This window comes from Nannocystis exedens, from assembly GCF_002343915.1.
GTDB lineage: Bacteria > Myxococcota_A > Polyangia > Nannocystales > Nannocystaceae > Nannocystis > Nannocystis exedens.
On the sequence record NZ_NETK01000001.1, the window covers coordinates 979,788 to 992,086 of the forward strand.

Here is a 12,299-nt window from a genome sequence, read left to right on the forward strand (position 1 = left end):
CCGGCAAGCCGCGCGCCCCCGCGCGACGCCCTAAAAGCGGCCCTCGAGCGAGACGAGGAAGCGGTTCTCGGGCGACGGGATGCGCTCGAGCGTGCTCGGGCGCTTGTCGAGCCAGAAGTACAGATCGTAGCGGACCTGGATCATGAAGGTCTTCTTGATCAGGTAGGCGACGTCGAGGTAGTTCCACAGCGACTGCTCGAGCAGGGTGTTGCTCGAGGTGTCCATCGACAGCCAGCGGACGCGGGCGCGGATCCGCAGCGGATCGATCGGCCGGGTGCTGATCGTCAGCCAGGCCTGCGAGTCGCGGCGGTACTTGGTGCGCTGGTCCTGCTCGACGTTCTCGTAGACGTCGGGGATGAAGCCGGGGACGTCGGGGTCGACCTTGAGCGGGTCGCCGACGAAGCGCTGCTGGTAGCGGGGCACGATCTTGACCCGCTTGTGCGGCATGAAGGCCATCTGCACGTTGAACTTGAGCTGCTCGCCGGCGCAGCGGACCGGCTCGCCGTTGAGGTTGGTGTAGACCAGGGCCTCGTCGCTGTAGACCTCGCCGTCGAGGTCGTCGCCGGCGACCAGGTCGGACACGCCGACGTCGCCGCCGTAGCAGTACTGATGGCCGGTCTTGCGCATGTCCTTGTCGCGGTATTCGACCCACAGGGCCGGCAGGAACCAGCGGGTCACCAGGTAATCGCCGCGCAGGTACGCGTGCATGCCGGGCGCCTTGGTCGAGGGCGACACCCAGGCGTTGACGTAGGTGCGGATGTTCGAGGCCTTGTTGGGCTTGCCGGTGTAGCGGATCCGGGCGCCGGCCTCGTCGCGCGCGCGCTGGCCCTCGTACACGTCGGGCGACGCCAGCGGGCGCGCGTACGGGTTGGCGAACTCGGTGTCGTAGTAGCGGACGATCGTCTCGATCTCGTGCTTGCCGAACGTCGCGGTGTGGCGGAGGATCGCCGCGAAGCCGCCCCCGCCCTTGCTGTCGCCGGGGTTGACGCCGGTCGCCTTCGCCATCGAGTCGAAGCTGCGCGTGACCTCGATGCCGAGGTCGCTCCAGCGATAGCCCCACGCGCCGTTGAGGCCGACGGCCCCGAACGGGCCGCCGAACGGGGTGCGGGCCCACTCCTGGAAGTCGTAGTCCTTGCCGCCGGTCAGCCACTTGATCGCGGTGCCGTAGCCGGTGGCGCCGATCCACGAGCGGCGGTTGAAGAAGTAGCTGACGTTGCCGCCGCTCGTGACCTCGCGGAACATCCGCGGCAGCGTCTGATAGCCGAACTCGGACGTCGGCGCGAACGGGTCGGGCTGGCGCTTGTAGATCGGCGGGGCGTCGCAGCGGGGGTCGTCGCTGCGCGGGTCGTCGCACTTGTCCGGGTCGTACAGCTTGTACTGATAGATGCTGCGCGCCTGCACCGAGGTCCACGCGTAGGCCTGCATCCAGCCGTGCCCGAGCTTGAGCTTCTTGATGCCGGCGGCGATGCCCTGCAGCGTCTCCTGCCAGCGGAAGTCGGGGGTGACGTAGGTGCTGCCGAGGTCGCCGTCGCAGGGCGAGTCGGGCAGCTCGCCGGCCGACTCCTTGCAAAGCCGGGTCAGGCGGACGGGACGCGGGTAGATCGTGTTGTCGCGGTAGATGCCGTTCGGCGTGTAATTGCGGGTGTTGTCGAAGGTGAGGCGCTGGCCGAAGCCGATGCGGTAGGTGCCGAGGAGGACGTTGTAATTGTCGTCCTCCCACTGGATGTAGACCTTCGGCAGGTAGCCGCGCGGGCGCGGCGGCTCGGCCGACAGCGCGTCGCGGTTGGGGTCGTAGCGGACGTCGTCGACGCGGCTGCGGGTGAGCACGCCGGCGACGCCGAGCCGGAGGTGGCGCAGGGTCTGGACCTGGCCGTCGAGGACCATCGCCGGCAGGCGGCGGTCGGGCGGCGACCAGGCGGTGCGCAGGCGGACCTTGCCGGAGGTGGCGGCGTAGCGGCGGTTGGGCTCGACGATGTAGATGAACGCGGCGATCGCCTCGAGCTGGTCGCGGTCGAGCACGCCGGCCAGCACCAGCGCGGCCGGGTCGTAGATGAAGCCGGCCTCCTGGCGGTAGCGGATGATGCCGTCGACCTGCTTGTAGGTCAGGTTCGGCAGCGTGAACAGCTCCTCGCGCGAGGCGGTGTTGAGGTTGACGCCGCGGCGCAGCAGCTCGACCAGGGTGTCGAAGGTCTCGCCGGAGATGTCGCCGGCGGTGTTGAGCTCGAGCAGGTCGTCCTCGTCGTCGACGTCGACGAAGGTCTCGTACGGGGCCGCGGCCGCGCCGGCGGGCGCGAGCGCGGCGTACAGGCCGAGCGCGAGCGCGGGGGCGATCGCGCCGCGCCCGCGCGCGCGGCGGGGTGCGCATGAAGCTGGCCGCAAGGACATGTGACGGGTCATCTACCGGAGGTTCGAAGGCTCGAGCTCGAGGGCCGGGTCAGGGGCCGCAGACGTCGCCGCACATGCCCCACAGCCCGGCCTTCTGGTCCTGGGCGGCGCGCTGCATGGCCATGAACTCGCCGGCCCGGTCCTCGCCGTTGGGCGGGATGTCGAGCACGCAGGCGTAGCCGCGGGCGATCAGCAGCGAGTTGATCTCGCCGTCGGGGACGTCGACGTAGGCCAGCAGGCGGCCGTAGGTGTCGGCGCACTCGACGTCGTAGGTCAGCTCGATCTCCTGGCCCAGCACGTACTCGGCGTTGAAGTCGCGCGCCTCGAGGCCGAAGCACTCGCGCTTGCCGTTCGTGATCTCCGGCGTGTCGACCAGCAGGTAGCGGACCTTCTCGCCGCTCTCGAGCACGATCGTGTCGCCGTCGATGACGCTGGCGACCCGCCCCGCCGTCGGGCCGCACTTCGACTGCAGGGGGGCGTCGTCGCCGTCCGCGTCGGACGCCTCGGAGGCCTCGCAAGCGCCTGTCCCGAAGGCCAGAAGGGGAAGGGACGCGAGAATGAGCGCGAGCCGGGTCAGGGGCATGCCGGGTTCTCCTGCTTCGGGGTGCCGGGGCCGACGGCGTCGCACCAGGGCGCGGCGTCGGTGTCGTCGTTGAGGGCGGGGTTCGAGACGCCGGGGTCGAGCTGGGTGGCGATGTCCTCGCCCTGGCTGGTGGCCCACTGCACGGCGTCGAGCACGAGGTCGCCGACCGCGAGCGAGACGGCGCCGGCCGAGTTGGCGAGCGAGAAGCCGAACACGGCGTCGACCCCCGGGAGGCCGCCGTTGACCGCGGGGTCGGCCTTGCGGGCCACGAGCGCGCGCGTGCCGGCGGTCACGGCGATGCAGTCGGTGCCGCCGAACGTCTTGGCGGCCGCGAGCTCGGCCGGCGTCGGCGCGAACTTCGACAGCGCCTTGACGTTGTTGAGGTCGACGTCGGCGTTGGCCAGCACCTCGAACCACTCGCGGTCGGTCTCGGTGCCCGACGGGTTGGCGAGGAACTCGGTGATCACGAGGTCGCCGACGCCCGGCGACTGCTTCTCGCGCATGGCGCCGAGCTCGGGGTCGAAGCACGGGTCGACGAAGCCGCCGCCGCACGAGACGTTCTGGGCCCCCGGGCTGCCCTTGTCGGCCGCGTTGTAGAGCGCGTCGGCGAAGCAGAGGTTGGCGGGGTCGTCGTTGACGGCGACGTCGAGCGCGCCGGGGGTGATGAGTTCGAGCGAGAGCTGGGTCGAGTCGCCGTCGCTGGTCGAGGCGTAGGCGACGTGATCGAGCTCGGCGCCGCCGTGGCCGACGAACAGGCCGCCGTTCGAGTTGCCGAGGCTCAGCTTGGTGACGAAGCGCGGCGCCGGCAGGCCGCCGTTGACCGCCGGGTCGGCCGAGCGGGCGATCAGCACCGAGTCGCCGGCCTTGACCTCGAGGCAGTCGCCGGCGCTGGGGACCACGTCGCCGACGGTGTACGGGTCCCACACCTTGCCGAGCTCGAGGCCGTTGAGGTCGAAGTCGGCGTCGGCGAACAGCTCGAACCACTCGCCCTCGGTGTCGCCGACCAGCGAGGGGTTGGCCATCCACTCGGTGATCAGGAGCTCGCCGGCCTGCGGCGGGTCGATGTCGCGCGGGGTCTGGGTGTCGGGGTCGGTGCACTGGCCGGTCGGCGGCGGGCCGCCGCACACCGGGTTCTCGGCCCCGGGCGAGCCGAGGTCGGTGTCGAACGGGGCGTACGGGACGGTCGCGTCGCAGCGGGCCTCGGCCGGGTCGTTGAGCGTCGGGTCGAGCGACATCGTGAACGCGTCGATCACCGCGGGGTCGACCTGGCGCGCGACGCCGTCTTTCGGGGTGTCGTACGGCATCTGGTCGAGCTCGACGTCGCCGACGCCGATCCACAGGGTGCCGTCGGTGTTGGCGAGCTGCAGGCCGGTGTAGGTCGCGGCGGGCGTCAGCATGTCGCCGGCGGCGCCGCTGCGGGCCAGCAGGACGAAGCCGGGGCCGACCGGCAGGCACTGCTCGCCCGGGAAGGTGAAGTCGACGTCGGCGGCCGACTTGCCGAGCTGCAGGCCGTTGAGGTCGAACGTGACGGGGGTGAAGAACTCGACCCACTCGCCGCCCGGCTCGCCGATGCCGGTCGACACGTTGGCGTGGACCTCGGTGATGAGGATGCCCCGGGGACAGGTGCGACCGCCTCGCGGACGGTGCCGCCGTCGTCGCACGGGCTCTTGAGGCAGACCGGGTTGGGCGCGCCCGGAGTGCCGAAGTCGCCCTCGGCGAAGGCGTTGTAGGCCAGGCAGAGGTTGGCCGGGTCGTCGTTGCCGGCGACGGTGGTCGCGCCGGGGTCGAGGCTCCAGGCGACGCCGTCCTTGGGCTTCGGGTAGTGCAGCTCGTCGAGGATCTCGCCGCCGTAGGCGATGAACACGCCGGGGCTGGGGTTCGAGTCGCTGGGGCTGTCGCTCAGCGTCAGCTTGATGACGACGTCGGTCTCCTCCCACTGCTTCTGCGAGAACAGCACGGTGTCGCCGGCGCCGACCTCGAAGCACTCGGGCTGCTGCAGCACCTGCGCGCTCTCGGGGTCGGAGGCGAACTTGGTGGTGTTGCTGCCGTACTGCAGGCAGTTGAGGTCGAACGCGCCGCCGGTGACCTGCAGCTCGAACCACTCGCCGACGGTTTCGCTGGTGAGGCCGGCGTTGGCCATGACCTCGCTGATCACGAGCTGGCCCGCCTGCGGGCCGACGGCGTCGCGCAGGACCCCGCCGTCGTAGCACTGGCCGCACGACTCGGGGGCCGCCAGCGGGCAGGCGGCGTTGGGCTGGCGCGGCGAGCCGAACTCGGTGGTGAAGTAGGGCTCGCCGTCGGTCGGGGCGGTGCACCACTTCGTCAGGTCGTCGTTGGCGGTCGCGTCGGGGGCGACCTGGCCGTCGAGGGTGGTGCTGACGCCGTCCTTGATCCGGGTCGCGTCGTACAGGACCTCGTCGACGACGACGTCGCCGCAGCGCACGGTCAGGAGGCCCGAGGTGTTGGACATCGAGCCGAGGTCGGTGCCGTAGCCGTAGTCGATGTACTCCGGGCGGGTCTCGTCGGTGACGGCGCCGAAGGTCATGTAGCCGCCCGGGGCGATCTCGACGGAGTCCTGGATCAGGTGGCCCTTGGCGTCGGTGCCGTCGGCCTTGCTGCTGACGAGGCCGACGCCTGTCAGGCTGACGGGCGCGGTGCCGGGGTTGTGGACCTCGATCCACTCGATGCCGTCGGCGTCGCTGCCCTTGGGGTCGGGCATGTACTCGGTGATCACCAGCTCGCCGCCGCGCAGGGCCGCCACGCAGCTGCCGCCGTCGGTGTCGCTGGTGGCGTTGCTGTCGCCGCAGCCCGCGGACGGGGCGACGGCGACGACGAGGGCGAGGCGGGCGAGCGTGCGGCGGTTCATGGTCGGATCTCGGTCTCGCCCGGGCGGGCGGTTCATCGGGGGGTCGTGCCCTCGCGGTCGGCGGCTCGCTCGAGGATGGCGTCCGCCCGGGCGTCGGCCGCGTCCTGCTTGGCGGTGTTCAGGTCGTCCTGGGGGGTCTGCTCGTCCGGCTCCGCCGCGTCGGGCACGCCTTCGGGGGCCGGCGTCTCTTGCGGCGCGGCCTCGGGCGCGGGCGCGGGCTCGGCCTTGGCCTCGGGCTCGGCGGACGGGGCCAGCACCTCGCGCTGGATCTGCCCCGGCATCGTCACCACGATCTGCAGCTCGTCCTGCTTCTTGTACTTGTTGAAGTACTTGGTGATGACGCCGCGGGCGACCACGAACTCGCCGCGGGCCTCGAGCGCGCCCGAGCGGGCCAGGACGTCCTTGTCGAAGAAGATCAGCGGCAGGCTGCCGGTGCGGCGGCGGCTGAGCAGGACCTTGGTCGGGCCGGCGGTCTCGCGGATGTCGCCGATGGCGCCGAGGACCACGACCTCGCGGCCGACCCTGCTCTGCAGGCGGTCGAGCGCGTCCCAATGCGTGAGGACGATCCAGTTGGGGTGGTCGGCGGCCTGCAGCTCGAACGCCTGGATGAAGTCGCCGCGGCGGTTCCACCACTCGAGGCGGCGGTCGTAGTCGGTGTAGTGCTGCTTGGTCGGGTCCCAGATCCCGCGCTTGGCCGCCCGGGCCTCCTCCTGGGCGGCCACGAACTCCTTGTGGAAGCGGCGCGAGTAGCCGTACTTGCTGAAGTACGGGCTCATGCCGGCGCGCACGCACTCGACGTTGTAGTTGTAGGTCTTGCCGTCCTTCTCGACGAACACGTACGCGAGGTAGCGGTTGTAGAAGTCGCGGATCTCCTTGGGGTGATCGCGCTCGAGCCGGACGGTGCGGACGCCCTTGAAGAAGGCCTCGGCGAACTTCTTGGCCTCCTCGCCCATCGGCGTCGGGATCTTGACCGGGCTCTTCGTCTTGGCCTGGGCCTCGGCGAGGTAGCGCTCCCAGCCCTTGTCGAACTCCATGTACTCGGACTTGCGCTTGAAGGTCTCCTCGGTGTCGAGGCCGAGCAGGCGCATGCTGGCGTCGAGGCCGGCGACGCGGATCGTGTCGCCGTCGGTGACCTTCATCAGCGGGAACTCGCCGATGATCAGCGCGGCGTCGTTGCCCTTGGCCAGGCTGGCGGCGACGCTGGTGCGATCGAACCGGTGGACCACCGGGTTGCAGGCGAGCAGCGCCAGGGCCGCGAGCGCGACCCGGCGGGCCTGTACGAAAGACCATGTCTTCAGGGACATGGCGGATTGGCCTCCCCCGGGGTGCCGAACACGCCGATGCCGGTCGAGGTGGTGAAGTCGTCGACGCACCAGTTCGCGCCCTCGTCGTTGTCGGCGGCGCTCGGCTCGCCCGGCCAGAAGGTGGTGCCGAGCGGCGGCTGGCTCGGGTCCTGCTGCGTCAAGTTGCGCAGGACGACCCGGTCGATCAGCTCGCCGCAGGCCAGCACCTCGACCAGACCGCCCTTCGGCAGGTCGCGCGGGTTGTCGGGGTTCGACGGGCTGTACCAGTCGACCAGGTAGCTGTAGTCGAGGTAGGGCGCGCGCTCCGGGTCGTCGCTGCCGAGCACCACGTAGTCCCCCGGCTCGACCACGAGGTCGTCGTCGCGGACGATGAAGCTGCCGTCCTCCTTGCCGTCGTTGCGGGTGAAGGCGAGCCGCAGCCCGGTCAACGCGATCGGCTCGTCCGAGGCGTTGTAGAGCTCGATCCACTGCCGGTACGAGCCCGGCTGGTCCTCGCGGAACTCGGTGAGGACCAGGTCCCCGGGCTGAACCCTGGGACACTCGGTCTCCAGCGGCGGACGGACGCACGCGAGGGACGCCGCCAGCACCGGCGGCGCCGCCAGGCGCAACAAGCTGTCCGTACGGCCCGAGAACACGGCTCCCGGGAAGTCATGGTACACGGGGCCCCCCCGCGCCGGGGCCGAGGCTCCAGGAGAAATTCGGAGACGATGGGGCGACATTCTCTCGCCACGCGGGTGACGCGGGCCTCGATGTCGCCGCCGTCACCAACCGGGGAGCGCGTTGAAATTTCACATACAAACTTGTGAGTGCCGGGCCTGCGCCGGATGCGATTTGAACGTTCGTTCAGTGCGACCACGAAGGCCGCGGGGGGGCGGAGATCGGCCCTGGGAGCCGACTTCCGCGATCCGCGGCGATGTGCTGCGATTGTTGGGGGCTGTCCCGAGGACCAGGTGCTCCCCGAAGACCCCAGTCGATCGAATCGCCGTGTGATCGCGGCTACGCGGGGCCTCGCGGGCCCGCCTGCCGCGCCGGGCGGACATCGTCTCCATGCAGAGGCCCGCGGCCGGCGAGACCCGCTGGCGCAAGCGCTGCCACCAGGCATTTCGGCCGCGGTCCGATGGCGTGAGGGAGCGGCGTGAGGAGGCCGCATCCCGGCCGCGCCGCGACGGCGGAGCGACGGCCGCGTGGCGCCTCACGCCGGAGGCGGTGGCCTCAGGTCCGCGGCGGCAGCGGCGGGAACAGCGAGGTGCGGGCCTGATAGCAGGCGAAGCAGGCCGGCGCGTAGCTCTCGGCCCCGCCGAGCTGGATCTGCTCGCCCTCGGTGACCGCCTCGCCGCCGCCGTGGCGGAGGTTGAAGATCGCCTTGCGGTTGCAGAACTGGCAGGTGACCTTCACTTCCTCGATGCTGTCGGCCAGCTCGAGCAGCCGCCGCGAGCCCTCGAACAGCTCGGTGCGGAAGTCGGTGCGCAGGCCGTAGCAGATGACCGGCGGGCCGCCCTGGGTCAGCACGCGCAGCTGCTCGATGACCCGCGCGGACAGGAATTGGGCCTCGTCGACGAGGACGCAGTCGACGCCGACGAACTGCGCGGGGTCGAGGACGCTGTCCCGGTCGAGCAGGAGGTCGGCCTCGGCGTGCAGGCCGGCGCGGGAGGCGATCGCGCCGGCCCCGAAGCGGTCGTCGATCCGCGGCTTCAAGAGGAGCACCCGCTTGCCCTGGCTGCGGTAGTTGTGGGCCACCGCCAGCAAGTTCAGGGTCTTGGCGCTGTCCATGGTGCCGTGACGGAAGTAGAGCTTGGCCATGCGGGCGCCGGGATGGTGCCTCGCCGAGCGCCGGGCTGTAAAGCCGCCCCGGCCGGCGATCGCGGCGCCCCGCGAAATGTCGATACCACCCTCCACGCGCCTCGGGCGGGCTGCTAAAGTCCGCGGCGGATGCCCCTCCAGCTCATGAGCGTCGTCGGGTTCGTCGTCCTGCTCGGCGTCGGCTACGCCCTCAGCCGCGACCGCAAGGCGGTGTCGCTGCGGGTGGTGCTGTGGGGCGTGGCGCTGCAGTGGATCATCGGCCTGTTGCTGCTCAAGCTGCCGCAGGGGGGCGACGGCCTGGCCTACGCGGCCAAGGCGGTGCAGGCGGTGCTCGACCACGCGTTCGTCGGCTCGCGCTTCCTGTTCGGCGAGCTCGGGCTGCCCCAGAGCGGCGCCACCGGCATCGGCATGATCTTCGCGTTCCAGGTGCTGCCGACGATCGTGTTCGTGGCGGCGCTGTTCGCGGTGCTCTACTACCTCGGGGTGATGCAATTGATCGTCCGCGTGCTGGCGCGGGCGATGGTCCACGTGTTCGGGGCCAGCGGGGCCGAGTCGCTGTGCATCGCCGCCAGCATCTTCATGGGCCAGACCGAGGCGCCGCTGACGATCCGGCCGTTCCTGTCCAAGCTGACCGAGTCGGAGCTGTTCACGGTGATCGTCGCCGGCATGGCGTCGGTGTCGGGGGCGATCCTCGGCGCCTACGTGCTGTTCGGCGGGGTGAAGATCGAGCACCTGCTCACGGCGATGGCGATGACGGCGCCGATCTCGCTGGTGTTCGCCAAGCTGGTGGTGCCCGAGACCGGCACCCCCGAGACCGCCGGGGTGGTCCGCGACGCGCCGGTCGAGAACAACGGCAACATCCTCGAGGCCGCCGCCAGCGGCACCAGCGACGGCCTGCGCCTGGCCGCCAACGTCGGCGCGATGCTGATCTCGTTCGTCGCCCTGGTGTCGCTGCTCAACGCGATCGTCGGCCTCGTCCCGCTGTTCGGCGCGCCGCTGTCGATCGAGCGCGTCCTCGGCTGGGCGTTCGCGCCGATCGCCGCGCTGATGGGCATCCCGTGGGCCGAGGCGACCGCCGTCGGCGGGGTGCTCGGCACGCGCGTGGCGGTCAACGAGATCGTCGCGTTCCAGCAGCTCCACGCGGCCGCCGGCGGGCTCGACCCGCGCACCGTGGCGATCGCGACCTTCGCCGTGTGCGGGTTCGCCAACCTGTCGAGCATCGGCATCCAGATCGGCGGGCTCGGGGCGCTGGTGCCCGAGCGCAAGCCCGACATCGCCCGCCTCGGGGCGCTGGCGCTGGTCACCGCCACGCTCGCCAACTTCTCCACCGCCTGCGTCGCCGGCGCGCTCCTGTGAGCCCGCGCCGCTCTGGTCTTCAGGTCAGGAACCAAAAGACATGTCCACCGAACTGGTACCGATCCTCGACATCCGCCGCTTCGACCGCTCGGACGACCCGCGCGAGCGGGCCGGGTTCGTCCGCGAGCTCAACCACGCCTACCGCGAGATCGGGTTCGTCGCGGTGTCCCACCACGGCATCCCCGACGCGCTCATCGCCGACGCGTACCGCGTGATCAAGGCGTTCTTCGACCTGCCGCTCGAGAAGAAGCTGGCCTACCGGGTCGGCAAGGGCGGCGCCCGCGGCTACACGCCGTTCGGCGTCGAGCACGCCAAGGACAGCCCGGCCGTCGACCTCAAGGAGTTCTGGCACGTCGGCCGCGAGCACGTGCCCGGCGCGGCGTGGACGGCCCACTACCCGCCCAACGTCTGGCCGACCGAGATCCCCGGCTTCCGCGAGGCGACCTGGGCGCTCTACCAGCAGCTCGAGGCGCTCGGCGACCGGGTCCTCCGCGCCGTCGCCCTCGGCCTCGACCTCGACGAGCACTACTTCGCCGACAAGACCGACCACGGCAACTCGATCCTGCGCCCGATCCACTACCCGCCGCTCGCGCCCAACCGCGGCGACCCCGGCAGCGTCCGCTCCGGCCAGCACGAGGACATCAACCTCATCACCCTGCTCATCGGCTCCGGCGAGCCCGGCCTCGAGGTGCTGAGCCGCGCCGGCCAGTGGGTCCCGGTGACGACGATCCCCGAGGCGATCGTGGTCAACGTCGGCGACATGCTGCAGCGCCTCACCAACGACGTGCTGCGCTCGACCACCCACCGCGTGGTCAACCCGCCCTCGCCCTACGCCGAGGTGCCCCGCTACTCGATCCCGTTCTTCCTCCACCCGAACTCGGAGTTCTTGATCGAGTCGCTGTCGTCGTGCGTCACGCCCGACAACCCCAATCGTTATCCCGAGCCGATCACGGCCGATCAGTACCTGACGCAGCGGCTGGTCGAGATCGGGCTGCTGGGGCCGCAGAAGTGAACAGCGGCCTGGCGCTCGGGACATGCCCGAAGGGGCAGATCCGGGGATCGCGTCAGGCGCCGACGAGCATGGCGCCCGGGACATGTCCGAAGGGGCGAGTTCCGGGCGTCGCAGCGCGGCCCTGCGCGCTCAGCCCTCGGGCTGCGCGAGGTGCTTCGCCAGCACCTTCATGACCGCGACGACGCGGGCGTCCTTGCGCAGGTCGGGGTGGGTCAAGATCCACGCCGGGCGCGTCAACGCGGCCGTGGTGGCGCGGAACTGCTTGAGCTCGACCAGCTCGGGGTGCTCGACGGCCAGGCGCGCGGGCATGAGGTTGAGGCCGACGCCGGCGGCGGTCAGGTCGACGAGCAGGCGCCGCGACGGGGTGGCGAAGGCGACCCGGTCCTGCGGCACGTGCTCGCGCTCCCACTGCCCGAGCCAGGTGGTGTGCAGCGGGGCGCCGAGCACCAGCCAGCGCGCCTGCTCCGGCTCGGCCGCGAGGGCCCGCGTGCCGTACACGCCGAATTGGACCGGGAACAGCTTGCGCCCGACCAGCGTGTGCGGCGGGTTCGCCAGCAGGCCGAGGCCGATCTCGGCCTGGCCCTTGCGCACGCTGAGGCCGGCGTCGGAGATGTGGACGTCGACCCGGAGCAGCGGGAAGGCGGCCGCGAGCGCGGCGATCGGCGCGACCAGCAGCGGGCCGAAGCCGTCGATGGTGGTGACGGTGATCGTGCCCCGCACCTCCTCGCGGCGCTCGCGGGCGCGGCGGGCGATGCCGGCCAGGGTGGCGCCGGTGCTGCGCGCGAGCGCGGCCAGCTCGCGGCCGGCGGCCGTGATCCCGCGGGTGCGCTCGAGGCAGACGAACCCGACGGCCTGCTCGAGCGCGGCGATCCGGCGGTACACGGTCGAGGCGGCGACGCCGAGGTCGCGGCCGGCGGCCGTGGCCGAGCCGAGGCGCTCGAAGGCCTCGAGGTAGCGCAGGTCGTCGAGCGAGGCCAGCATCGAGCGCGGCGG

At 71.3% G+C, this 12,299-nt stretch carries 9 protein-coding genes; 2 read left to right on the plus strand and 7 right to left on the minus strand.

Features of this window, described 5'->3' with window-relative positions:
* Window positions 1-30: 30 nt before the first annotated feature.
* The 6 genes from NAEX_RS03725 to NAEX_RS03750 form a co-directional block, all read right to left on the minus strand.
* On the minus strand, window positions 31-2,397 hold the full coding sequence (locus NAEX_RS03725) for a helix-hairpin-helix domain-containing protein (RefSeq protein ID WP_096326139.1): 2,367 nt from the start codon (window positions 2,395-2,397) through the stop codon (window positions 31-33).
* Between the two features lie 37 nt (window positions 2,398-2,434).
* Window positions 2,435-2,968: a thermonuclease family protein gene (locus tag NAEX_RS03730; protein WP_096326140.1), complete on the minus strand. Its 534-nt coding sequence runs from the start codon at window positions 2,966-2,968 to the stop codon at window positions 2,435-2,437.
* Window positions 2,969-4,358: 1,390 nt separating this feature from the next.
* A complete protein-coding gene (locus tag NAEX_RS03735; RefSeq protein ID WP_170135428.1) occupies window positions 4,359-5,834 on the minus strand; it encodes a lamin tail domain-containing protein in 1,476 nt (491 codons plus the stop codon).
* 32 nt (window positions 5,835-5,866) lie between these two features.
* Window positions 5,867-7,138 (minus strand): thermonuclease family protein, encoded by a 1,272-nt coding sequence (locus tag NAEX_RS03740; RefSeq protein ID WP_096326142.1) that lies wholly within the window; start codon window positions 7,136-7,138, stop codon window positions 5,867-5,869.
* Window positions 7,129-7,773, minus strand: a complete 645-nt coding sequence (locus NAEX_RS03745; protein ID WP_170135429.1) for a lamin tail domain-containing protein — start codon at window positions 7,771-7,773, stop codon at window positions 7,129-7,131. Before NAEX_RS03745 ends, NAEX_RS03740 begins: the two co-directional genes overlap by 10 nt.
* 577 nt (window positions 7,774-8,350) lie before the next feature.
* The gene (locus NAEX_RS03750) at window positions 8,351-8,938 is read right to left on the minus strand and encodes a thymidine kinase (RefSeq protein WP_096326144.1); all 588 of its coding nucleotides are present in this window, start codon (window positions 8,936-8,938) and stop codon (window positions 8,351-8,353) included.
* A gap of 129 nt (window positions 8,939-9,067) precedes the next feature.
* Between NAEX_RS03750 and NAEX_RS03755 the strand changes: the two genes are divergently transcribed.
* Both NAEX_RS03755 and NAEX_RS03760 read left to right on the plus strand, forming a co-directional pair.
* A complete protein-coding gene (locus NAEX_RS03755; RefSeq protein WP_245913608.1) occupies window positions 9,068-10,294 on the plus strand; it encodes a NupC/NupG family nucleoside CNT transporter in 1,227 nt (408 codons plus the stop codon).
* Between the two features lie 40 nt (window positions 10,295-10,334).
* Entirely contained in the window at window positions 10,335-11,306 is a 972-nt protein-coding gene (locus NAEX_RS03760; RefSeq protein WP_096326145.1) for an isopenicillin N synthase family dioxygenase, read from the plus strand.
* A gap of 129 nt (window positions 11,307-11,435) precedes the next feature.
* Here the strand turns inward: NAEX_RS03760 and NAEX_RS03765 are convergent, their stop codons facing one another.
* A complete protein-coding gene (locus NAEX_RS03765; protein ID WP_096326146.1) occupies window positions 11,436-12,287 on the minus strand; it encodes a LysR family transcriptional regulator in 852 nt (283 codons plus the stop codon).
* Between the last annotated feature and the right edge of the window lie 12 nt (window positions 12,288-12,299).

Bases quoted from the DNA above. Each gene is read 5' to 3' on its own strand.
- NAEX_RS03725 (WP_096326139.1), bottom strand. From the start codon at position 2,397: ATGACCCGTCACATGTCCTTGCGGCCAGCTTCATGCGCACCCCGCCGC.
- NAEX_RS03730 (WP_096326140.1), bottom strand. From the start codon at position 2,968: ATGCCCCTGACCCGGCTCGCGCTCATTCTCGCGTCCCTTCCCCTTCTG.
- NAEX_RS03735 (WP_170135428.1), bottom strand. From the start codon at position 5,834: ATGAACCGCCGCACGCTCGCCCGCCTCGCCCTCGTCGTCGCCGTCGCC.
- NAEX_RS03740 (WP_096326142.1), bottom strand. From the start codon at position 7,138: ATGTCCCTGAAGACATGGTCTTTCGTACAGGCCCGCCGGGTCGCGCTC.
- NAEX_RS03750 (WP_096326144.1), bottom strand. From the start codon at position 8,938: ATGGCCAAGCTCTACTTCCGTCACGGCACCATGGACAGCGCCAAGACC.
- NAEX_RS03755 (WP_245913608.1), top strand. From the start codon at position 9,068: ATGCCCCTCCAGCTCATGAGCGTCGTCGGGTTCGTCGTCCTGCTCGGC.
- NAEX_RS03760 (WP_096326145.1), top strand. From the start codon at position 10,335: ATGTCCACCGAACTGGTACCGATCCTCGACATCCGCCGCTTCGACCGC.
- NAEX_RS03765 (WP_096326146.1), bottom strand. From the start codon at position 12,287: ATGCTGGCCTCGCTCGACGACCTGCGCTACCTCGAGGCCTTCGAGCGC.